This window comes from Candidatus Pantoea symbiotica, from assembly GCF_056491525.1.
Genome location: NZ_JBSZHR010000003.1, coordinates 482,972 through 506,525, shown reverse-complemented (window position 1 = coordinate 506,525; position 23,554 = coordinate 482,972). Strand labels below are relative to the sequence as shown.

The 23,554-nt window shown below is 52.4% G+C and carries 20 protein-coding genes; 7 read left to right on the top strand and 13 right to left on the bottom strand.

The window, feature by feature from the left end; translation table 11 throughout:
* Positions 1-62: 62 nt before the first annotated feature.
* Entirely contained in the window at positions 63-1,475 is a 1,413-nt protein-coding gene (fliD, locus tag ACXIZX_RS23135; protein ID WP_479405157.1) for a flagellar filament capping protein FliD, read from the top strand.
* Between the two features lie 108 nt (positions 1,476-1,583).
* Here fliD and yajD read toward each other — a convergent pair whose 3' ends face one another.
* A complete protein-coding gene (gene yajD, locus ACXIZX_RS23130) occupies positions 1,584-1,931 on the bottom strand; it encodes an HNH nuclease YajD (RefSeq protein WP_008106321.1) in 348 nt (115 codons plus the stop codon).
* 242 nt (positions 1,932-2,173) lie between these two features.
* Here yajD and ACXIZX_RS23125 point away from each other — a divergent pair, with 242 nt between their 5' ends.
* Positions 2,174-3,607 carry a glucosyltransferase domain-containing protein gene (locus ACXIZX_RS23125; RefSeq protein ID WP_286176344.1) on the top strand — a complete coding sequence of 478 codons (1,434 nt, stop codon included), beginning with the start codon at positions 2,174-2,176 and terminating at the stop codon, positions 3,605-3,607.
* Positions 3,608-3,681: 74 nt separating this feature from the next.
* On the opposite strand, the gene ACXIZX_RS23120 is transcribed toward ACXIZX_RS23125, so the two are convergent.
* Positions 3,682-4,713 carry a methionine synthase gene (locus tag ACXIZX_RS23120; protein WP_008106326.1) on the bottom strand — a complete coding sequence of 344 codons (1,032 nt, stop codon included), beginning with the start codon at positions 4,711-4,713 and terminating at the stop codon, positions 3,682-3,684.
* 29 nt (positions 4,714-4,742) lie between these two features.
* The gene (locus ACXIZX_RS23115; RefSeq protein WP_479405156.1) at positions 4,743-5,726 is read right to left on the bottom strand and encodes a DUF1852 domain-containing protein; all 984 of its coding nucleotides are present in this window, start codon (positions 5,724-5,726) and stop codon (positions 4,743-4,745) included.
* A 306-nt stretch (positions 5,727-6,032) separates the two neighbouring features.
* Between ACXIZX_RS23115 and ACXIZX_RS23110 the strand changes: the two genes are divergently transcribed.
* Entirely contained in the window at positions 6,033-6,572 is a 540-nt protein-coding gene (locus ACXIZX_RS23110; RefSeq protein WP_061719632.1) for a DUF2058 domain-containing protein, read from the top strand.
* Positions 6,573-6,592: 20 nt separating this feature from the next.
* Here the strand turns inward: ACXIZX_RS23110 and ACXIZX_RS23105 are convergent, their stop codons facing one another.
* Entirely contained in the window at positions 6,593-7,276 is a 684-nt protein-coding gene (locus tag ACXIZX_RS23105; protein WP_179452779.1) for an RluA family pseudouridine synthase, read from the bottom strand.
* A gap of 189 nt (positions 7,277-7,465) precedes the next feature.
* On the opposite strand from ACXIZX_RS23105, the gene ACXIZX_RS23100 reads away from it, so the two are divergent.
* The gene (locus tag ACXIZX_RS23100) at positions 7,466-7,948 is read left to right on the top strand and encodes a cold-shock protein (RefSeq protein WP_179452778.1); all 483 of its coding nucleotides are present in this window, start codon (positions 7,466-7,468) and stop codon (positions 7,946-7,948) included.
* Positions 7,949-8,053: 105 nt separating this feature from the next.
* Here ACXIZX_RS23100 and ACXIZX_RS23095 read toward each other — a convergent pair whose 3' ends face one another.
* The 8 genes from ACXIZX_RS23095 to proP all read right to left on the bottom strand — a co-directional run bounded on the left by ACXIZX_RS23095 (position 8,054) and on the right by proP (position 19,475).
* Entirely contained in the window at positions 8,054-8,539 is a 486-nt protein-coding gene (locus tag ACXIZX_RS23095; protein WP_179452777.1) for an Hcp family type VI secretion system effector, read from the bottom strand.
* A gap of 16 nt (positions 8,540-8,555) precedes the next feature.
* Positions 8,556-8,882 (bottom strand): DUF1493 family protein, encoded by a 327-nt coding sequence (locus ACXIZX_RS23090; RefSeq protein ID WP_179452776.1) that lies wholly within the window; start codon positions 8,880-8,882, stop codon positions 8,556-8,558.
* Positions 8,876-9,343 carry an STM2901 family protein gene (locus ACXIZX_RS23085; protein ID WP_179452775.1) on the bottom strand — a complete coding sequence of 156 codons (468 nt, stop codon included), beginning with the start codon at positions 9,341-9,343 and terminating at the stop codon, positions 8,876-8,878. Before ACXIZX_RS23085 ends, ACXIZX_RS23090 begins: the two co-directional genes overlap by 7 nt.
* A 180-nt stretch (positions 9,344-9,523) precedes the next feature.
* Positions 9,524-11,167 carry a methyl-accepting chemotaxis protein gene (locus tag ACXIZX_RS23080; RefSeq protein ID WP_179452774.1) on the bottom strand — a complete coding sequence of 548 codons (1,644 nt, stop codon included), beginning with the start codon at positions 11,165-11,167 and terminating at the stop codon, positions 9,524-9,526.
* A gap of 158 nt (positions 11,168-11,325) precedes the next feature.
* Entirely contained in the window at positions 11,326-13,398 is a 2,073-nt protein-coding gene (gene glgX, locus ACXIZX_RS23075; protein WP_479405155.1) for a glycogen debranching protein GlgX, read from the bottom strand.
* 34 nt (positions 13,399-13,432) lie between these two features.
* Positions 13,433-15,919 (bottom strand): malto-oligosyltrehalose synthase, encoded by a 2,487-nt coding sequence (treY, locus tag ACXIZX_RS23070; protein ID WP_479405154.1) that lies wholly within the window; start codon positions 15,917-15,919, stop codon positions 13,433-13,435.
* Positions 15,916-17,700 (bottom strand): malto-oligosyltrehalose trehalohydrolase, encoded by a 1,785-nt coding sequence (gene treZ / locus ACXIZX_RS23065; protein ID WP_479405153.1) that lies wholly within the window; start codon positions 17,698-17,700, stop codon positions 15,916-15,918. Before treZ ends, treY begins: the two co-directional genes overlap by 4 nt.
* 335 nt (positions 17,701-18,035) lie before the next feature.
* On the bottom strand, positions 18,036-19,475 hold the full coding sequence (proP, locus tag ACXIZX_RS23060) for a glycine betaine/L-proline transporter ProP (RefSeq protein WP_061719623.1): 1,440 nt from the start codon (positions 19,473-19,475) through the stop codon (positions 18,036-18,038).
* Positions 19,476-19,783: 308 nt separating this feature from the next.
* On the opposite strand from proP, the gene ACXIZX_RS23055 reads away from it, so the two are divergent.
* The 3 genes from ACXIZX_RS23055 to ACXIZX_RS23045 all read left to right on the top strand — a co-directional run bounded on the left by ACXIZX_RS23055 (position 19,784) and on the right by ACXIZX_RS23045 (position 22,610).
* Positions 19,784-20,485, top strand: coding sequence for a response regulator (locus ACXIZX_RS23055; RefSeq protein WP_479405152.1), 702 nt, complete (start codon positions 19,784-19,786; stop codon positions 20,483-20,485).
* A complete protein-coding gene (locus tag ACXIZX_RS23050) occupies positions 20,482-21,750 on the top strand; it encodes a sensor histidine kinase (protein ID WP_479405151.1) in 1,269 nt (422 codons plus the stop codon). The genes ACXIZX_RS23055 and ACXIZX_RS23050 overlap by 4 nt, the downstream gene beginning before the upstream one ends.
* Positions 21,751-21,830: 80 nt before the next feature.
* Positions 21,831-22,610, top strand: coding sequence for a MipA/OmpV family protein (locus tag ACXIZX_RS23045; protein WP_479405150.1), 780 nt, complete (start codon positions 21,831-21,833; stop codon positions 22,608-22,610).
* Between the two features lies 1 nt (position 22,611).
* Here ACXIZX_RS23045 and ACXIZX_RS23040 read toward each other — a convergent pair whose 3' ends face one another.
* Entirely contained in the window at positions 22,612-23,502 is an 891-nt protein-coding gene (locus tag ACXIZX_RS23040) for an oxidoreductase (protein ID WP_479405149.1), read from the bottom strand.
* Between the last annotated feature and the right edge of the window lie 52 nt (positions 23,503-23,554).

The following is a 23,554-nucleotide window of genomic DNA, read 5'->3' as shown; positions in this document are numbered from 1 at the left end:
TATAAAGTTTGCGTTAAGGCTGCCGATAGTACCGTAACGTTAAATTAACAGGAGTTGCGTTCATGACTGGGATTTCAACATTAGGCGTCGGTTCAGGACTGGGTTTAAGCACCATCCTCGACAAACTGACTGCGGCAGAGAAGCAATCGCTGGCACCGATTTCTAAGCAACAATCGGCGGCGACCGCCAAGTTGTCTGCCTATGGCACGCTCAAAACCGCGATTCAGTCTTTCCAGACGGCAAACAACAAATTAAACGATGCCGCCCTGTACACCTCGACGACCACCGCATCCAGTTCAACAGCGTTTAGCGCCGATTCCAACGGCAATGCGTTGGCGGGCAAATACACCATCAGCGTGCAGAAACTGGCGCAATCGCAAACGCTAACCAGCGACAGTAAAACCGATATTAAAGCGGCGATTGGCAGCGATGCAGCGTCCAGAACCCTGAAATTTGTCACTGCAGAAGGTAAAGAGAAGAGCATTACGCTGACCAAAGATCAGACCTCGCTTTCTGCCATTCGTGACACCATCAACAAGTCCGACGTTGGTGTTACCGCCAGCCTGATTAAGGTTTCGGCCACTGAATACCGTTTGTCACTGACTTCATCTGCATCCGGCACCGGCAATGCGGTGAAATCGCTGAGCGTGACCGGCGATGATACCTTGCACGACTTTATCGGCTTTGATGCGACAAATGCTGGCAGCAGCGGCATGACGCAAAGCGTCGAAGCGCAGAATGCCAAGCTGACCGTGAATAATGTGGCGATTGAGAGCAGCAGCAACGTGATCACCGACGCGGTGGAAGGCATCACGCTGAAGCTTAACGATGAAACCAGCGGCAACCAAACGCTGACGGTGAGCAGCGATACCAACAAGGCGAAAACCGCTATTACCGATTGGGTGAATGCCTATAACTCGCTGCAGGATACGATGGCGAGTTTGACCAAATATACGGCGGTGGATGCGGGTAAAGATCCGGATGGCAAAAATGGTGCGCTGCTTGGCGATGGCACATTGCGTAACATTCAGGTGCAGATGAAAAGCATTCTGGCCAACACTTCCGGTTCCAGCGTCTATAAAACGTTATCGCAGGCGGGTATTACAACCGACCCAACCGACGGTAAACTGAAGCTTGATGCGACCAAACTGACCAGCAGTTTGCAGGTTAAACCGGAAGCCATTCGCGACATGTTTGTTGGCGATGGCAAGAAAACCGGCGTTTCGACCGTACTGAACACCACCTTCAATGCGTTCCTTAGTAGCAAAGGTGTGCTGCAGGGCGCGACGGATACCATCAGTAAAAAACTGAATACGCTGACCGATCAGTACAATACCGCCAGCAAACGTATCGATGACACTATCGCGCGTTATAAAAAGCAGTTCACCAATCTGGATAAGATGGTTAGCGTGCTGAATAACACCAGCAACTACCTCACCGAGCAGTTCAGTAATAGCACTAAGACTAATAAGTAAGCGTAAATCGGTCGCCATAAATGGCGACCCTACGGTAATTTGGCGGGTACGCGGAACGGGCCTTCGTAGGGTCGCCATTCAAGGCGACCTCTGTCTCAAACAATAACCTTACTTCTTCTTATTCAACATGGCCTTCAAATCGGCAAACGGGTTATAGGTGGCTTCACCGACATCTTTTTGTGCATCTTCCCCAGCCACAACCGTTGTACCGTACTGATCCGCTTCGGTGTATTTCGAGTGCTCGTGGTCGTGACAATATAGGCACAACAACTCCCAGTTACTGCCATCTTCCGGATTATTGGTGTGATCGTGATCGATGTGATGAACGGTTAATTCGCGCAGGTTTGAATAGACAAATTCGCGCGAGCAGCGGCCGCATACCCACGGATAGATTTTTAATGCTTTTTCACGATAGCCGCTTTCCAGCCGCGTGTAGTTTTTAGGGATTAGAGCCATGCCAATGTTGCCTGTTAGAAGGAGATAAAGTGACATGTTATCCGCACAGCCCAAACCTGCCAATGATGTTTATCATCCCTGAGCATCCCTTCTAAAAAAACCGCCTACACTAGGTTGTATCTACGCGGAAATAAATTCCGCCCGTCCCAGATCGATGGAAATTCGCTAATAAAATGATGCCCGTAAATGATCCTCCGTCGGTAAGTCGGATACAGCGTATCGCTTTGACCATGATGATGGGAATGCTGGCAACGCTACCTGTGTGGACCAACAAAATTTATTATCGGGATGACCTTTACCGGATACTGGATGGGGATCGGTCGACATGGCTGAGCAACGGAAGACCGGGCACCTGGTTATTAGAGGCTTTGGTCTCTTTTGGTAATACGGTCAGTGATGTTTCTCCGCTTAATTTACTGCTTGGATTACTGTTGCTGAGTGTTGCAGCTGTTTTCTTCACTGAAAAAATTAAAATTCCCCTGATTGGCTACTGGTCATTTGTGCCGCCGCTTTTTGTGGTGCTTAATCCCTTTCTGGCGCAGGGAATGCTGTATACCTTTGACAGCCTAACCATTCTTTTGTCATTCGCGGGCGCCATGCTGGCAAGCATGGTGAACCGATCAAAGCCGTTTCAGGGGATCATTTACACGACGCTAATATTACTGCTGATTCAAACGTTCTATCAGCCAGGACTTAATGTCTATATTGCTTGCGTAGCGTTACTGGCTATTGCACGGTTGAATAATGAACATTTCACATGGACGTGGCTATTCGGGAAAATAGTGGCGCTGGGCATTGCCATCCTGGCCTATAAACTGGCGATGAATTATCTGCTGCCGGTAAAGATTGACTGGTACAGCATGAAACACAGCAAGCTGTTACTGCCCAATTCAGATTCTTTGCTGGTCATCATTGAAACGATTAAAACGTTTAGTCGTCTTTTTCTCAGCGCCTATCCGCGCGGCCTGATGATATTTTTATTGTTGCCTTTGCTGATGCTTTTTTCAGGCCTTATTTTGATGGCACGCAACTTAAAACAGCAGCGGAAATTGACGGTAAGCGCGGCCATATTGATGTTGAGTGCAGGATTAATCGCAATTATGGCGATTCCTGGTCTTTCTTTGGCATTAGCTACCCCGTTATTTGCGCCACGCATGTTGGGCGCCTGCAGCATTACCTTCCTGTTCTGTTTCTACGTATCCGTGCACGCTTTACCTGCAATAAGAAATTGGCTGGCGGGATTCAGTGTCGTTTTGCTTTTTTATCATCTGGTGGTGATGTTAATCAGTTTCAATACGGTGGTGAATGATCAACGTTACCAAATGGAGGTGATGAATCAGATTAAAATCACTTTATCCGCTCCGGATGCACAATCGATTGATTCCCTCGCCTTTGTTGGGCAATTAAATGATGCTCCGGAAGTACAAACCAATATTCGTAACTTCCCCATCATCGATCATATACGAATGAAAATGCTGGGTGAGTCTGAACCGTGGATTTGGCTGGCTTTGATTAAAAACGCTGGCTTGAGGTTGAAAGCGGTGAAAGCAACCGAAGAGATGAGAGTCATTAAACCGCGTGAATATCTTTCGCAGGGAGCGGATTTTGACGCCTTTCAGGATGGTCAAACTATGGTGATTGATTTCAGAAAGTCGGGTGGGCAGGTTAACAAATAATGATTCAGCTGCTCGGTCCGGGAATGATTGTCATATCCCGGACCGAGTTTTGTATATGGTGCTATTTGGCCGCGTTATTTATTCAGCAGCTCTTTACGCACAATCTCCGCACCGGCGCTTAATGCATCCAGCTTGCCTCTTGCCACGCCGCGCGGCAAAGGAATCATGCCGCAGTTGGTGCAAGGATAGAGTTTGTCGGCGTCGACAAACTGCAGCGCTTTGCGCAGCGTCGCGGCAACTTCTTCAGGCGTTTCAATGGTATTGCTTGCCACGTCAATGGCACCAACCATCACTTTTTTGCCGCGAATCAGTTCCATCAATTCCATCGGCACATGTGAGTTTTGACACTCCAGTGAGATGATATCGATATTCGACTTTTGCAGTTTAGGGAAGATCTCTTCATATTGACGCCACTCGGTGCCCAGCGTCTTTTTCCAGTCGGTATTCGCTTTGATGCCATAACCGTAGCAAATATGCACAGCGGTCTCGCATTTCAACCCTTCAATGGCTCGTTCTAAGGTCGCGATACCCCAATCATTCACTTCGTCGAAGAAGACATTAAATGCCGGCTCATCAAACTGAATAATATCGACACCTACCGCTTCTAACTCTTTGGCTTCTTCATTGAGAATTTTAGCGAATTCCCATGCCAGTTTTTCACGGCTTTTATAGTGGTTGTCATAAAGCGTGTCGATCATGGTCATTGGACCCGGCAGCGCCCATTTAATTGGACGGTCAGTCTGCTGGCGCAAAAACTTAGCATCTTCAACGAACACCGACTTTTGACGGCTTACCGGACCAACAACGGTTGGAACACTGGCATCATAACGATCGCGGATTTTAACGATCTCGCGCTTCTCAAAATCCACGCCGTTGAGATGTTCAATAAAGGTGGTAACAAAGTGCTGACGCGTTTGTTCGCCATCACTGACGATATCAATACCTGCCTGCTGTTGATCTTCCAGGCACAAACGCAGCGCATCTTGTTTACCGTCGGTTAATTCCTGATCTTGCAATTTCCACGGCGACCACAATGTTTCGGGCTGAGCCAGCCACGATGGTTTTGGCAAACTACCAGCAGTGGAAGTCGGTAATAATTTTTTCATAGCAGGTGACCTTATATTTTTATGGGTGATCAAAGAACGGGAGTAGCAAACCATTGCTCAAGAATAGTTTGGTAAGGCTTAATAAAGCGCTCTTCCGTGAACTTCCCTTGTTCAACTGCCAAATGGCTACGTTCTTCTCGATCATAAACAATTCGCGTTAAAGAATAATCCTGATGATTTAAGCTTGGCTGATACTGATTACCGGCGGCCGAGTTAGCATTGTAAATCTCAGGACGGTAAATCTTTTGGAACGTCTCCATGGTGCTGATGGTACCGATCAGCTCAAGATTGGTGTAATCACTGAGTAAATCGCCATGGAAATAGAAAGCCAAAGGCGCAGCACTGTTTGCCGGCATGAAATAACGCGCCCGCAGGCCCATTTTTCCGAAATATTCATCAGTCAGTGAGAGCTCATCCTGCTGATATTCGATGCCCAGTACCGGATGTACATTACCGGTACGATAATAGGTGTTTTTACTTGATACGCTCAGGCAGATAACCGGTGCTTTATTGAAGTTAGCTTTGTATGCGTCTGAGTTAACGAAGTTTTTGAAGATATTGCCATGCAGGTCGCCAAAGTTATCTGGCGTACGGAATTCAGTGTGGCTCTTATTATGCTCTGACAATACAACGCTAAAGTCATAATCACGCACGTAAGAAGAGAAGTTATTGCCTACAATCCCTTCGATGCGCTCATTGGTTTTTTTATCAACGATATTGGTTTTCAATATTTCAATGACTGGGAAGGTATTGCCATTGCCTTCAACACCGAGATTCAGCTCAGCCGTAATAATCTCCAGCTCAACCGCATAACGATCGCTTTTCGGGTTGTCCCAATGCGCCAGAGAATTGAAGCGGTTATCAATCATCACCAGCGCATTGCGCAGATTCTCCTGACGCTTCTCACCGCGGGCCAGATTCGCAAAGTTGGTGGTGATGCGTGTATTGCCAGAAGGATTGTAATTTTCGTCGAAACGAAGGCTCTTAACCGTAAATGTAAAGGCGTTATTCATTTTAGTCTGCTGTCCTGGTTATAAATATAAGGCCTTGCTGTGGCTGGATTTTTAGGCTTTCCCCATGTTCTTATCGGGTACTCTCAATCAGCAGGCTTCATATTATTTTAAGTTATTAACGATGGTACTTTTATGCCTGAGTCACTGGTTGAAAAAAAGTGATTTAATTTCATCGAACATGAAGGAATTTCATGATGAGAGTGATGATGAAGATCGTGCGTTCAGCAGTCAGCCCGTGCGGTCTGGCACAGACTTCATCATTGCAGGTATACTCTCCCCAAATTTTTTAACGGGTCAGACACGAAAATGGCAAAACTCACCTTACAAGAGCAAATGCTGAAAGCAGGCTTAGTCAGCAGCAAAAAAATGGACAAGGTTCAGAGAACCGCTAAAAAATCACGCGTTCAGGCTCGTGAAGCCAGAGAAGCAGTGGAAGAAAACAAAAAAGCGCAGCTTGAGCGTGATAAGCAGCTGAGTGAGCAGCAAAAACAGGCGACTTTAGCCAAAGAGTATAAAGCGCAGGTGAAGCAGCTGATCGAAATGAACAAAATCGATATTTCGAAAGGCAATATTGGTTTTAATTTCACCGACAATAATCTGATCAAAAAAATCGACGTGGATAAGCTGACTCAGACACAGCTGATTAATGGCCGCCTTGCCATCGCGCGACTCAGCATTGATAGCAATGGTGAGAGTCAATACGCGATCATTCCCGCCAGCGTTGCGGATAAAATTGCACAGCGAGATGCGAGCAGTATCGTATTGAACAGCGCATTGAGTCAGGAAGAACAGGATGAAGACGATCCGTACGCTGATTTCAAAGTGCCAGATGATTTGATGTGGTAATCAAAACGCCGCTTGCGCTGTCAGAATGGGCAGGCATTGCGGATGTTTACCGACTCACCGCTTACCGGATGAATAAAATTCAACTCACTGGCGTGTAACATCAATCGCGGCGTTTGTTCGCTTCCCGGCAGCAAGCGCCCGCCATACAGATCGCAACCCAAAATCGGATGGCCCAACTGCTGGCAGTGAATGCGCAGTTGATGGGTGCGTCCCGTTTCTGGCGTGAGTTCGACCCGCGTTAATGGCAGCATCCCTTCATGCGTGCGCTCAATGACACGATAAGGTGAGCGAGCAGGTTTGCCACTGACTGCGCAAATCGTCATTAGCGGAAACAGCGCCGGATCTTTAGCAATTGGCGCATCGATCACACCTTCATCATCAGCCAGATGCCCACACAACAGCGCGCGATAAATCTTGGTCACGCTGCGCTGGCTGAACTGCTGGCACAATGCGGCATTAATCGCCTTGTTGCGGGCAATCACCATTAATCCCGATGTTCCAAAATCCAGCCGATGCACCAGCGTGCAACCGGGGAACAGCTTTACTAACCGATGATGCACTGAATCGAGATTGAGCGGATTTTTTCCCGACAGGCTGAGCAAGCCAGCAGGTTTATTGATCAGCAGCAGATGATCATCCTGATAAAGAATCTCAATCTCGTCATTGCAAGGCGGGGCAATAAAGTGATCGATAATGGTAGACATCTGAGCGCCCGGCTGAGGAAGGGAGGCGGATAATAGCGAATTTTCAACTGGCTGGCGAATCTGGTGGCTAAGCACTCGCATAGCCAAAAATTATCGTCCAGACTTACAGCAAAGACGTGGTCTGCGCAGGCAATGTGCTTTACACTGCGGGCTGAAAAAACTGAGTAGATAACGATTAGGTAGGCGGCAATGGCGATGAACGGAACGATCACAACCTGGTTTCAGGATAAAGGTTTTGGATTTATCAAAGATGAAAATGGCGATAACCGCTATTTCCATGTGATTAAGGTCGCTAACCCTGAGCTGATCAAGAAAGATGCGGCGGTGACATTCGAGCCGACAACCAATAACAAGGGTTTGTCAGCCTATGCGGTGAAAGTCGCACCCGAAAGCAAATATATCTATATTGCCGGTGAGCGCCTAAAGCTTACGTCGATCAAGTCTTACGTGGTTTACAGCGAAGAAGTGCCGGTTGAGACGCGTATCGATAAAGAGAATACCGTGCTGTCAGTTGGCATTTTGATGAATAGCATCAAGCCGAAAACAGATGTTAAGCCGGATGAAGTCCGCTCACTTAAAAAACTGGCGATTACCACTTTTCAGGGAACAACCTTAATTTTCACGGCAGATGAAATCGATATTGATGCCACTGTGAAAATGCTGAAGGTCTGAGAATATTCGGATTGATTCTGTGCCGAAATCCCGTGTTATGCATAAGCAGGATTCCGGCATCGAATAAGCTGCGATAAATCTCTTTCAATAATTCTACTTCTGGCTTTAGGCCGTTGGCCTCTCATTCCATGCATCGGTGTACTGAATGTTGCCATCAACATATTTCCACGTGATCTTTGCATAACGAAGCGCAACGCTTTCCATATGTCCGGTTCCAGGACAATTACGCGTATCATGCATGATCGGCGATATGGATATGACCTTTACATCTTCCATTAATATATTGAAGTACTCTTCTTCCTGGCCGGCGTCACTGATGCGATACCACTTAAATTCTGCAGCTTTCATCGTCTGGCCTGTAGCAACAGCTTTATAGAGATAAGGGGATGCGGAATCAATTTCTTTTTCGAATTGGAACGGAGCATGTTGCCTGGTACCAGTCAGCTTACCAGTATTGCTATCTGTCGGAATGCTGAGATTATGGTGAATACCTCTAAGCTCAATACTGCCTTCACGGTTCATTACATCAGAACCACCACGGATTACAGCACCGCCATCATCTTTAATCCACATATGAACTGGAATTGCCATATTAATTCTCCTTGTATTAATTGTATAACCAACGACCTGCTTTAGCGGATTCTATTAACATTCCTATCGAAAAATCGGGAACCAGCACTGGATTAATCTTTTTAAAAGGATTCCAGGAAAATGGAATTTCTGGATAGTAGACTTTGATATCGAAGCCAGCTGGATCAACATTAAATTTTTTAAAATACTCTCTCATTAACTCCTCAGCCTCATATTCATCAATGCTAAGATCGGTATCGAGATCAGTATTTTGTGTAAGAATTACTTTCTTGATGTTAAAAAAATAGGTTCCAGCATACGGCTGAATGAAGTCATATATTTGCTGATCTAAATTGCTCACCATATTTTATCTGCTTCTGAGGCAATTAAGTTGTAGTCCCTGACCGTAAAATAAACTATTTGTGATACATCGGCAGCAAGTATTATGACTCCGAGTAAGGGAACGGTTCTCCCAACAAAAGTGCCAATGTTTCGGACATAAACTTTTCTTGCAGTCCATGGCGTATAACCACCTAACCATGTTGGGAGCTCAAGTCCAAAAGGGAATTTAGCCTTCTTGAATACGGCTCGTGAAGCTTTTGATGCATAGGAAGTACCTTTCGTTGTATTGCCACCAATTTTCCCTCTCGTTGATAGGTTGTTTCTACCGGAAACGATAGCCGCCACAGCTGTGAAATCGGCAACGCCCAATCCATATTGCTCGACGACCTTTTCACAAAAAATCATAAAAAGTAGTTCACTGGAGGTTAAGTTTGACCGCCCAGCGTAGAAGTACGTCCCATTAAGCTGCTCAACCGTATCCATATTCATCCTCCCTGAATGACAGACAGCCAGATTACAGTGGGATGAACGCTAATTTTTGTTCAAAAGAGAGGAGTGGAACGACTAATAGCGGGTGAAATATTGCAGAGTTTTGCCAGGCAAATGCAGTTAGGTCGCCATGAATGGCGACCCTACGTAGCTTAGCTAGATTTTGGTAACACCTTAAAAGCTCTGCCAATCCGCGTCATTCACCATCGCAACGCGCGAGGGCTTAACGTATGAAGCCTTATGCACCACAGCCTGGGTCTGATAAACCTCGCCTGCACCCGCAACATGGAATTTCCCCACCAGCTGATTCAGATTCCCGGCCTGCTCCTGCAGCGACTGCGAAGCGGCAGAAGCTTCTTCCACCAGCGCGGCGTTCTGCTGCGTGACATCGTCCATCTGATTCACCGCTTGCTGCACCTGCACAATGCCCTGGCTCTGTTCAACGGCAGCGGCGGCAATCTCTTCCACCAGTTGGCTCACCTGATGAATGGCATCATTCATTACGCTCATATTGCGGCCGACGTCGCTGGCCTGCGCGGCACCGGCTTCGGTCAAACGATGGGACTCTTCAATCAGCGTCTTGATTTCACGCGCGGCGGTGGTGGAACGCTGCGATAAGTTACGCACTTCACCGGCGACCACAGCAAATCCTTTGCCATGCTCACCGGCACGCGCGGCTTCAACAGCGGCGTTGAGCGCCAAAATATTGGTCTGGAAAGCAATGCCTTCAATGATCGAGACAATTTCGGTCACTTTGCGCGAGCTACCACGAATGTTATCCATGGTTGAAAGCATGGTGGTCAGTGATGTGCTGCTCTTCTCCGACAATCCGCTGGCGTTGGCGGCAAGCTGACTCGCCTGGCGGGTGTTATCAGCAGTCTGACGTACCGTTTCACTCAGTTCGGTCATGCTGGCGGCGGTTTGTTCCAATGATGCCGCCTGCTGTTCTGTACGTGATGAAAGATCTTCATTGCCAGCGGTGATCTGCACCGATGCGCTACTAACCGATTGTGATGCCTGACGCACGGAAGACAGCGCGCCTGACACGCGCTCCATAAGGATGTTAAACGAGTGCGCCATGTTGCCCACTTCATCACGACGACTTTCATCCGCCTTCAGCGTCAAATCGAGGTTCTCGCTGGCCGCCATCATCACCTTGCCTGCCGCAGACAAACTGCGACGAATGCGCAGTACGGTGAACAGCGACAGCACACCAAAAATCAGCACGGTAGCAATAACGCCAGCAATGGTGGTCCACAGCACGGAATGGAAGGTGCTGCGGTTAGTGGCGCGCAGTTCATCTCCAATAGTGATATTTAGCTGCAGCTGTTTTTGATAATCACTAATCAGCTGACGGATCGCGGCACCGATGCCAGTTTGCCCGTCAATCAGCGCCAGACTGATATCATTTTGATGGCCACGCGAAGCGGCTAAGAAAGACGGCAGCGCGGCGATGACATGCTCAATATTGGCGTAAGCGACTTCCGTTAAGCGCTTATCTTCATCATTGGAGATATCGTTAGCCATGTAGTAATCGGTTTGTGATTTCAAATCCGCCAGCTGTTTTTGGATCTCATTCTCAATCGCCGGCATTTTACTGTCGTCGGTCTGGCTTTTGTGTTTGTACAGCGTTAGGGCCAGCTGGTTACTGCCATCAATGAGTTTGCCCAGATCTTTAATCGAGGGAATCGCATTGGCCTGCACGTATTCAAAACGATCCTGAAAACCTGAAAGCAGAGAAATGGCGAGTACAGCTTGTAGGATTATGGCAGCAAACAGTATAGAAAATGTGGCAAACAGACGTTGGGAGATGTTCATTTTATTATCCTTAATCTAAAAAGCCTCCCGGGCGGAGCAGCACAGGAAGGAAGGCAAGTTAATAACCATCGGCAGATTAAGGAATTTAGTTAATTTATTTTATCAGGTGCGCATTGATGCGCACCTGATAACCAGGGTCGCCATGAATGGCGACCGTATTACGGTCTGCGGAACAGCGCCAGACTGCGGCCTTCCAGCTCGAAATCCTTCTCTTTAGTAATCACCAATCCCTTCTCAACGCCTTCTGAAGTCGAAAGCTCCAGCACCCAGCCGCCTTCACCAAACTGTGGAATACGGAACGGCACATTACCTTCGTACGGATTAAACAGCATCAACACGTCATGCCAGATACCTTCTTCCGTCTCTAAATCCGGCCGACCGAGATAAACCCCAAGCGTGGTGCCATCATCCCATTGGTCGGCCTGCTGGAAGCCACCACCGGCGTTAAACCATTTGATTTCCATCCCATCGCGCCAGCTTTCACGCCGCAGCAGCGGCTGTTTAGCTCTTAACGCCAAAATATGTCGGGTAAAGTCGCGCAGCGCATCAGCGGAAGGCGGCAGGTTTTCCCAATGCAGCCACGAAATTTCGCTGTCCTGACAGTAGCCGTTGTTGTTGCCAAGCTGACTACGACCAAACTCATCGCCCGCCAACAGCATCGGCGTGCCGTGCGAGAACAGCAGCGTGGCGAGGAAGTTGCGTTTCTGCCGCTCGCGCACCGCGTTGATGCCTTCATCGTCCGTTGGGCCTTCCGCGCCGTAGTTGTACGAACGGTTCTCGTTGTGGCCGTCGTTATTATCTTCACCGTTGGCTTCATTGTGTTTCTCGTTATACGACACCAAATCGTTCAGCGTGAAGCCATCATGCGCGGTAAGGAAGTTGATGCTGGCCCACGGACGGCGACCGCGCTGGTCGTAGAGATCGCCGGATCCGAGCAGGCGCGCGGCGAAATCATTTGTGACCATGTCACCTTTCCAATACTCACGCACCGTATCGCGATACTTATCGTTCCACTCCGCCCAGCCTGGCGGGAAGCCGCCAACCTGATAGCCGCCCGGCCCGATATCCCACGGCTCACCAATCAGCTTCAACCTGGATAGCACCGGATCCTGCATGATGGCGTCAAAGAAGCCGCCGCGCTGGTCAAAGCCTTCTGGCTCGCGGCCCAACACGGTGCCGAGATCAAAGCGGAAGCCATCAACGTGCATCGATTCGGCCCAATAACGCAGCGAATCCAGGATCATCTGCAGCACGCGCGGATGCGAGGTATTCACGGTGTTGCCGGTGCCGGTATCGTTGATGTAGTAGCGATGCTGATCCGGCAGCGTGCGGTAATAGGAGTAGTTATCGATGCCTTTAAACGACAAGGTTGGACCGAGTTCATTGCCTTCGGCGGTGTGGTTATAGACCACATCAAGAATCACTTCGATACCGGTATCATGGAAGGCGCGCACCATATCGCGGAAGCCCTGAATGCCGCGCGGACCAAAGTAGCGCGTGGCCGGCGCGAAGAACGCCAGCGTGTTGTAGCCCCAGAAATTTTTCAGTCCGCGATCCAGCAGATGCTGATCGTCCGGGAAACCATGCACCGGCAGCAGCTCCACGGTGGTTACGCCGAGGCTTTTGATGTAATCGATCGAGGCCTGATTGCTCATCCCATCGTAAGTGCCACGCATCTCTTCGGGCACTGCCGGATTAAGCTGGCTGAAGCCTTTCACATGGGCTTCATAAATCACCGTTTTTGACCACGGAATATTCGGGCGATTGGCATCCTGCCAGTCAAATTCGTTGGGATCGATGACGACGCATTTCGGCGTAAACGGCGCGCTGTCGCGAGTATCGAAACTCAGATCTTTCTCTTCATCATGCAGGTCATAGGCGAAGTGCGACTCATCCCACTGCAATTCGCCCGCCAGTTCGCGCGCGTAAGGGTCGAGCAACAGTTTGTTGGGGTTAAAGCGATGGCCATTTTCCGGCTCATAAGGGCCGTGCACGCGATAACCATAGAGCGCGCCGGGCTGCAAGCCGGGAATATAGCCGTGCCACACTTCATGGGTATATTCCGGCAAATCGAAGCGGGCGATTTCGTTTTCGCCACTCTCATCGTACAAACACAGCTCTACGCGCTCAGCGCAGGCCGAAAACAGTGCAAAGTTCACGCCCTGGCCATCAAAGTTAGCGCCAAGCACTTGTCCCGAACCTGCTGTAATTTCTAGAGGCTTACTTGTCATCCATTATTCTCCACACAGATTGATCGGGTATGTATCAGCTGCTCAGCAGCACTAACGGCGCACTTGAGGCCGCCTCATCCAGCGCGATGTAATCGCCAATCGCCACGCTTGCGCCCGTCCATAAGTTGCGATAGTGGCGATGGGCGAGTGATTCAGTCAGTTCTACTTCGGTTTGCGTCCACTGCGCGTTGTCGAAACTCAGACGCGGCAGGATCACCAGCAGCGCGTGATCGCTGTCCTGACGCGCAAAGGCGATAACTTTCTCCTGATGTTCACCGTTAACCTGCAGCGGCTGATAATCACCTACGCGGAATAGCTGCGGATAATCGCGGCGCAGATGCAGAAGGCGGGCAATCACCTGTTGTTTCAGCTTGCCGCTCAGCCAGTTTTGCGCGTCGTTGAAATCGGGAGATTCAGACTCTTCAAGCTGCTGTTCCAGCAGATCAAAGTCCGGCGTGCGGCGGTTATCGGGATCGACCAGGCTGAAATCCAGCGCTTCGCTGCCCTGATAGATATCCGGCACGCCCGGCGCGGTGAGTTTGATCACCGTTTGCGTCAGGCTGTTGATCAGTCCAGCCTGAATAAACGGCTGCAACGCGTGGCTGAAGTCGCTGAGGAACAGCTGATTGGCAGGAGAAAGCAGATGACGCGCGTAATCCAGCACCGCCTTTTCGTAGGCTTCATTACTTTCTGCCCAATCGGTACGCAGCTTGGCTTCGCGTAATGCTTTTTCGACAAAGGGGATAAAGCGTTCTTCGAGTTGGCTGGCATCCTGCGGCTGCAAGGTGGTCGGCCATACGCCGGCTAACGCCTGATACAGCATCCATTCCACCGCCGGTTCCGGTGCGGCACCATCTTCCAGCTCAACCACCTGCGCCTGATTAATCTGCCGCCAGCGCGTCACGTGTTCCGCCCACAGCGCTGGCGCTTCGCTCAGCGTGTACAGCCGCGCACGCGCATCTTCGCCACGCTTGGTGTCGTGGGTTGAAGTGGAAGAGATGCCATCGGGTTGTTGTTGCAGCCGCGTTTGCATCTCGCTGTGGAAATGCGCCAGCGAGAAAGCATGTGGTAGCGGCTCTGCGCCGACTTCATTGATGGCTAACGCGACGTGATTGCGGAAGAACAGCGTGTCTTCCACTGACTTCGCCATTAGCGGTCCGGTCAGCTGCTGGAAGCGCACGCGGAATTCATGCGCATCTTTTTCACTCTCTTCGGAAACCGCGCCCAGCAGCATCGCCTGCAGCAAACTAAGCGCCGTTGGCGACGCGCTGTTTTTTACGATTTCCAGCACCTGTTGCAGCAGCTCTTCACCTTCGAGCGGCATGCCATCCTGCTGGCCGTAAGTGCGATACACCGGGAAGGCAATAAGGATTTCCCGCAGCGCGACGTGCAGCTCCGCTTCACCGAGGTTGCGATGTTCAGAAGTGGCAATCTGTGTCGCCAGCTTGAGTAAACGCGCAAACTCACCGGCGAAATTGCGATCGACCATCAATTCGCGCGCCACGCGCAGTCCGCCTTCAACGTCGTTTCGTTGTCCGGTGATAGCTTCATACGCCAGATGCAGCGTATCGATCTGCGAATCATCGACCAGCGCGTGCGACAGCGCGGCAATAAATTCGTAGCCGGTGGTGCCGGAAATCGGCCAGTCGTCAGGGATCTGTTCCCCTTCGGCGAGGATTTTTTCCACCGTGATATAGCAATCCGGGCCGGTGGCCTGGCGCAGCTGGCGCAAATAACCTTGCGGATCGGCAAGGCCATCAACGTGATCGACGCGTAATCCGTTGACCGCGCCCGAGCGCACCAGCTCAAGAATCAGCTGGTGGGAATCGGCAAACACCGCTTCATCTTCAACGCGCACGCCGACTAAACCGGTGATCTCAAAGAAACGGCGATAAGAGAGCTCGCTGCGTGCATCGCGCCAGCTGATCAAGCGCCAGGGCTGCTGCTCATGCAGTTCGGCAATCGCTCTGGCATCGGTGATCGCCAGCACCTCGTCGGCGCGATCCTGCCAGCTGGCGGGCGTCAGCGGGTAAAAGCTGTCGTAATAGGCCAGCGCCGGATGGCCGGTTTCCGGATGCGCTTTAATGCTCAGCTCACCGTTTTCCAGCACGTTCTCGAAGCTGTCGCCGAGAAACGGCAGCGTCAGGCGGCGCGTCCAATCGATGTCAAAGTGATTGGCATAGCGGCTGCTCTCGCCATACTCAATCACATCGCGCCACCAGGCATTCTCCAGCGAAGCCGCCATATGATTTGGCACGATGTCGAGAATCAAGCCGATCTCGGCGTCCTGCAACGCTTCAACCAGCCGATTGAAGCCGTCGCGGCCGCCAATTGCCGGTTCGATCTCATTGGCATCGGTCACATCGTAACCATGAGTGGATTCGGCGGTGGCGCTGAAAATCGGCGACGCGTAAAGATGGCTGATGCCAAGGCGTTGCAGATAAGGCACCAGCGCTGCGGCGCGATCAAAGGTCATGCCGTTGCGAAACTGAATGCGGTACGTCGCGGTTGGAATGCTCATTTTGTTGCTCCCTGATCCAAACGCACCACAATGGTGTGTTGGGGTAATGCTTCAGTTTCTTGCGGCCAGGCGAAAACCGTGCGGCCTGGCATGGTGGGTAAAGGTTGCGTCTGCTTGCCAATATTCAGCGCCAGCGACAGCACGCCCTGCGGGAAACGCCAACTGACGGCAACAAAGCCTTCCGCAGTGGCGAGCACCTTGCCGCTGTTGCCACCCGCATCCGCCAGCAACGGCACGATGTGTTGCTGACGCAGCGCCAGCAGCTCGCGCGTTAACGCCAGCCAGCTCTGGCCCGCAGGCGTTTGCAGCTTATTCCAGTCAAGTTTCGAACGGATGAAGGTCTGCTCAGCATTGGGATCCGGTACCTCTTCGTCATGCCCGGCGTGACCGGTAAACTCTCTGGCGCGACCTTCACGCACCGCTTTGGCCAAATCACCGTGGAAATCGGTGAAGAACAGGAAGGGATTGGTTTCGCCATACTCTTCGCCCATAAACAGCAGCGGAATGTGCGGCGACAGCAGCAGCATTGCCAGCAGCACTTTGGTGCGATCGCTGCCCGCCAGGTTGATCAAGCGATCGCCCTGCGCGCGGTTACCGACCTGATCGTGGTTCTGGATGAAATCGACGAACGCCACCGGCGGCTGGCTGGCGCTCGGCACGCCGCGCCGTTGCCCACTCTGTGGCGATAGCTCGCCCTGATAAGCAAAGCCTTCGGTCAGCACGCGCGCCACGAGTTTCTCCGGCACCTCAGCGAAATCTTCGTAATAGGCGTGGGTTTCACCGGTGGCGAATACGTGCACCGCATTGTGGAAATCATCGTTCCACTCGCCGGTAAACAGCGGCGCGTTGCCCTGTTTGTCGCGCGGATGCAGGAAGATGACGTTGCGGCAATCTTCGGTGGTGAGATGAACAGGGCGCTCGGGAATCGCCTGACGGATGCGTTCGGCAATCTCAATCAAGGCATGCTTGCTCGAGCTGTCTTCGATCTGGTCAATGGCATCAAAGCGCAGCCCATCCAGATTAAACTCCTGCAGCCAATAGAGTGGCGCTTCGACGATGTAGCGCCGCACCGCATCGACATCATAAGCAATGCCCGCGCCCCACGGCGTCATGCGTTCCTGATGGAAAAATTCCGGTGCCAGCAGCGGCAGATAATTGCCTTCCGGGCCAAAGTGGTTGAGCACGATATCCAGCACCACCGACAAGCCGTGCGCGTGCGCGGCATCAATAAAGGCTTTGAAGTCATTCGGCGATCCGTAAGCCGCATGCGGAGCGTAGAGCAACACGCCGTCGTAGCCCCAACCACGATTGCCGCCAAACTGTGAAACCGGCAGCACTTCCAGCTGCGTGATGCCTAATTCAGCCAGCCACGGCAGCCTGGCTATCGCCGCCTGGAAAGTGCCTTCTGGTGTAAAGGTGCCGATGTGCAGCTCATACACCACCGTTTCGCGCCACGGGCGACCTTGCCACTCGGTATGTTGCCAGCGATAGCTTTGTGGATCGATAACCAGCGAAGGGCCGTTAACATCTGCCTTTTGCGCACGGGCGGCGGGATCGGGCACCACCGTGCCATCGTCCAGCACAAAGTTATACTCTGCGCCAGGCGCCACGCCGCTGACTTGCAGCTCAAACCAACCGTCGCCTGCGTCGAGCATGGCTGCGTCGTTATCGGCAAGTCTTAAGGTGATGTGCTGTTGCCCAGGTGCCCAAACACGAAAACGGACGCTGTCATCAGCAAGAATTTCAGCGCCCCAGGATTTTTCAAATGATCTGAATTCCATTCAATTGCCTCGTTTAGCCCACGCAGGGGCAATGGACGACATCAAGCGATTCGCTACTGGCTGAAAACGATATAAAAATGGGGACTAACGTTGGGTCGGACTACAGATCATAGTCGATATTTTGGCCTTTTCTGGCGCGAGATGGTGGATTTCAGGTGGGTTTCGGAAATTATCGAATAAGCGGGGGATTTTTACGCTTCGGTTAGATGAGGTCGCCATTCATGGCGACCCTACAAACTGCGCCGGAATCTCGCACGGTCGCCATAAATGGCGACCCTACAAAATCACCCGTAGGGTCGCCATTCATGGCGACCTCTGTGGATGCGGCCTGCGATCTACGCCGGTTTATGTTTCACCTTGCGTTTACGCAGCTTATCGATCAAACGATGCGCTTCTGCTTCCGTCGCCACCGCAGGCGATGAACCTTTCAGCGGCTTACGTGCCGTTTCACTCAAGGTTAATACCGTCAGCAAACCAATAATCCCGGCACCGATCATGTAATACGCCGGCATCAGATTATTGTGCGTGGTATCCACCAGCCATGCGGTGATCAGCGGCGTGGTGCCACCAAACAGCGAAACCGATAAGTTAAAGCCAATCGCCAGCGCGCTGTAACGAATATCGGTGACAAACAGCGCCGGTAACGTTGCCGGCATGGTGCCGCTGAAGCAGGTATGTAACAGGCCCAGAATCGCCAATCCGGCAAATACCAGCAGCATGTTGCCAGAACCAATCAGCATGTAGCTCGGGATCGCCAGCACAATCAAACCCAACGCACCTAAACCAATCACCGGGCGGCGGCCAATGCGGTCGGTTAAATGTCCCCACATTAACGTCAGCGGCATCATGATGAACATAATCACCATCACCAACATCAGGCCGGATAATTCACTCATTCCCAGGACGCCGGTTAAATAGCTCGGCATATAGGCGGTCAGCATATAGTTGGAGACGTTAAACAGCAGCACCAGACCAATGCATTTCAGCAGCGGTTTACGCTGATCGCGCAGCATCTGCCACACGCTCAGGCGCGGTTTGTTGTGCTCCATCTCTTCGCGTTTATCCATGTGATCTTTAAACGCAGGCGTCTCTTCCAGTTTCAAGCGGATGTAGAGGCCGAACAGACCCAATGGCGCAGCGAGGAAGAACGGCACACGCCAGCCCCAATCCATCATGGTTTGATGCGGTAAGAAGGCGATCATCGCGGTGACCAGGCTGGCGCCCAGCAGATAGCCGCCCAGCGTACCGAACTCAAGGAAACTGCCCATAAAACCGCGACGCTTATCGGTGGAATATTCCGCGATAAAAGTAGCGGCACCGCCATATTCACCGCCCGTAGAGAAGCCCTGCAGTAAGCGTGCGAGCAGTAGCAGAATTGGCGCAGCGATACCGATGCTGGCGTAGCTTGGGATTAGACCGATACAGAAGGTACCGATCGACATCATGATCATGGTTAACGCCAACACTTTCTGACGACCAATGCGATCGCCGAGCGGGCCAAATACCATGCCGCCAATTGGACGCACTAAAAATGCGGCAGCGAAGGTACCGAACGAGGCGATCAACTGCGCGGCAGCGCTGGCATCGGCAAAGAACACCTGGCCAATGATCACGGCGAGATAGCTGTAGACGCCGAAATCAAACCACTCCATCGCGTTACCCAACGCGGCGGCACTGACCGCGCGTTTAAGTAATTTGTTGTCGATGACGGTGATGTCATCAACGGTTAAGCCACTGGATGCGGCTGAATTATTTGTATCCGTTCCTGTGCTCATATATTCCCCAGGTTAGAAAATGGCGCGATCTCATAGCTTTCGCAGCCGTAATTTCTTCAATGGAAAAGAAAGCTATAAGAGGCAGAAGAAGCGCAAACCCTAGTAAAGATTTCTATATCCCGCAAGTTGGCAGGATAAAACACTGGCAGATGCGGCGGCTGCGAGCGGTCGAAATAAATTAAAGTCGATCATGCGGGATTTTGTAGGGTGCGCATTCATGTGCACCTGGCCGAAGAAGAAGCGAAACTAATTGCCTCCGCGCGCTGTCTTTAACTCATCTGCGTAACCCTTCTGCCTGGAAAAATTAAATGACCTCCGTTCTGTTAATTGAGGACGATCATCGGCTGGCTCAGATGATCGTGCCTTACCTCACGCAGTACGAATTCAAGGTAGTGCACAGTGCCAGCGCGCAGGATGCGCAGTTCAAAATGAAACAGCGCGAATTTGACGTGGTATTGCTGGATTTGATGCTGGGCGATGCCGATGGTTTAGCGCTGTGCCGCGAGATGCGCAGCCAGTGTCACCATGAACCGGCGATCATTATGGTGACAGGGCGCGGCGATCCCGCTGACCGCATTATCGGGTTGGAAGTTGGCGCGGATGATTATCTGCCAAAGCCGTTTGCGCCGCGCGAACTGCTGGCACGGATGCGTGCGGTATTGCGCCGCATCAGGCCAGGCAGCCGGGCACACAGCGACCACATCATTCGTTCCGGCCCGCTGGAGATCGATACCGCCGCGCGCACCGTATTGCTGAATCAGCAAGCCTGTTCACTCACTTCGTTACAGTTCGATCTGCTGGTCTCGCTGGCGCGCCAGGCCGGACGCGTACTGAATCGCGAACAAATCTGGCAGTCGGTGCGCGGTGAAACCTACGACAGCTTTGATCGGGCGATTGATGTGCATATTGGCCGCATCCGCCAGCTTATCGAAGACGATCCGCGTGCGCCGAAACGCATCATCACCGTGCGTGGCGTTGGTTATGTGTTCTCGGCGTTGCCCAGTGCATGAAGCGTCTCGCCGATTTTCCGCTGCATCTGCAAATCTTCTTCGCCTTCAGCTGCGCGCTGTTTATGGTGGTGAGCTGCACCATCGCACTCTGGTTGTGGAACAAAGATGACAATCCGAATCTGCAGGCTTTTGCCACCTTTTCTGAGCTGGTGGAGCAGAACCTGCCGCCTGCCGATGCGCCGCGCGCTGTGCAAATGGCGGCGATGGATCGCTGGATGCAACGCGCCCACACGCGTTTTGCCCTGTTTACCGCCAATGGCGAACGACTGAGTCGCCCGCTCGATCCGCCGCTGGCATTCCCGCCGCGTGACGCCTTTGGGCAGATCGAGGATGACTGGTACGGCATGCGCTTCGTCTGGCCGCTTAAGGACAAACGCGTGCTGGTCACGCAGTTCAGGAGCGATCAGCAGAAACGTCCGTGGCTGTTTATTCTGCTGATGCTGGGATTGGCGGGCAGCGTGGCGCTGATCTCCTTCCCGGTAATACGCCGTTTAACCGCGCGGCTGGAGTCGCTGCAGCAGAGCGTGGAATCGCTGGGTCGCGGCAATCTCAGCGCGCGCGTTACGGTGGCCGGACGCGATGAAGTGGCACAACTCGCCACCAGCTTTAACCGCTCCGCCACGCAGATCGAGCAGTTGGTGCAGTCGCAAAAAACCATGCTGGCGAATGCTTCGCACGAATTACGTTCACCGCTGATGCGCATTCAGATGGCGGCGGCACTACTGGCACCCGACGATTCGCCAACGCGCCGCGAGTTGCAACGCAGCGTCGGCGAATTGGACGCGCTGGTGGAAGAGATTCTGACGCTGAGTCGCCTGGAAATGGCGAGCAGCGCTATCAGCGGCGATTTCCAGCTCGCTGATATCACGGCGATCGCAGCGGAAGAGTGTGCCGCCGTGCAAATTGAGTTGCAGGCCGAACATGTGGTGGCGCAGGTCGATGCGCGGCTGATTCGCCGCTTGCTGCGCAATCTGATTGAGAACGCGCTGCGCTACGCCGGGCCGGAAATTTGCGTCGCGCTCCGGCACGCGGCGGATCGGCACTTTACGCTCGAGGTGCAGGATCGCGGTCCCGGCATTCCGCATGAAGAACTGGAACGTATTTTCCAGCCGTTTTACCGCCTCACACATTGCGGCAACGGCACAGGTTTGGGCCTGGCGCTGGTGCGGTCGATTAGCGAATATCACGGCGGCAGAATTAGCGTGAGTAATCGTGCTGGCGGCGGAGCCTGTTTCTGCGTGCGTTTACCGCTGGCTGTTACATAACTTTACCGGAGGTAAAAACCGGCGTTACACAAGGCTGGTGCAATGGGCTCATTACTCTGTGCCCATAAAGGAAGATGTCGATGCGTTCCACCCTGGCTCAACCTCTCGCGCTGTTTTGTTTGCTGTCGGCGGCAACTTTCCCGGTTCTTGCCGATTCCTCTCAGAATGAATTTTCAGGTTTTATTGGCGGCGGCGTCGGGGTTAAACCGAAATACTCCGGCGCGAAAGAGAACAAAACCGACTTCGTGCCGGCGATCAAACTCAATTACGGCCCGCTGTTTGTCGGCGGCGTGGACGATCTGATCGCTCTTGGCTGGAACGTCGCCAAAACCGATCGCTGGACTTTTGCACTGGGCGTTGGCACTAACATTTCACCGCGCCAGGAATCTGATGATCCGCATTTAAAAGGATTGGGCGATATTGATGTCACACCACGCGCCTTCACCTCAGCGATTTACGAGAACGATTATTTTAAAGGCGGCGTGATTTTGACGCAGGATGTGGGCGGCAATCAGCAGGGCTTTAAACTTGCCTCCTATGCGCATTTGCAATGGCGTCCGACGCAAAGCCTGCGGCTGTTCACCGGCCCGAATCTCAGTTGGGCCGACAGCGATTACATGCAGACGCAGTATGGCGTCACGGCAGCGCAGTCGGCACGCAGCGGTTTGGCGCGCTACGATGCCGGATCCGGTATAGAGAAAGTGGGTTGGGAAGCGGGAGTGGAGTATGCGCTGACACCAGTGTGGCTGATTGGCGCACGGGTAAATGCGCAGCATCTGGAGGACCACGCCGCCGACAGCCCAATCACCGAGGAAAAAGGGCAGGTGAGCGGCGCGTTGTATGCGGCGTGGCGCTTTTAATTCAGCCCGGACCTTCGCTACCGGCTGCCAGCAGCGGCACAATCACATCGCTGATTGGCGTAGGAATGCCGCGCGCCCGACCATAACGCTGCACCACACCGTTGCGGATATCCCACTCCAGCGGACGATCGGCCTGGCGATCGGCAAGGATCGAGGTGCCTAAATCGCTAGGTGCGCGGTGGAAGCGTTCGACAATCTCCTGCGGCACTTCATCTTTCAACGCGGCACCTTCAGCGCGCGCCACCGTCAGGCACTCCTGTAAATAGGCCAGCGCCAGCGCGGTTATGTCTTCGCGCTGGAACATGCCCGCACGACGATTCGACAGCACCATCAAACCGGCAACTGCGTTTTGCAGCAGCTTGCGCCAGGCGATGGTGAGGAAATCGGCAGAGAGATCGACTGCGCAGCGCGTATCTTTTAAAGCCCCAACCACACGTTCAGCCTGTGGGGTTTCTGGCAGCGTCAGGCGCGGCTTTTCACGCAGCCACACGGAAGCATCCGGCTCGCGCTGGGCCGGGAACCACACCACCGACGGCAGCACGGTTGCGCCATTGACGTAAGGCGCGAGTTGGCTTTTCTGCTCGACGCCATTTTGCAGCGCGCACACCACGGTTTTTTCATTACACAGCACCGCCAGCCACGGCGCGGTGTCCTCAACCTGAGTAGTTTTTACCGCCACAAACACCAGATCGAACGGCTGCGCGATCTCGGCGGGATTGGTCAGCACCGGGCCTGGAACAATAATGTTGCCGCTGTCGTGACGAAGCTCGAGCTGCGGATGCGCGGTACGCCCGCAAATCGTTGGCGTGCGTCCAACTTCATGTAGCGCCGCCGCGATGGTGGTGCCAATCGCGCCCGGTCCAATAAGGGCGATGGTGGGATTCTCAGACATCTTATTAAGCTCCTGATTATCAAATGGCAGTTCGTTTCTTCAGCAGCGAAGA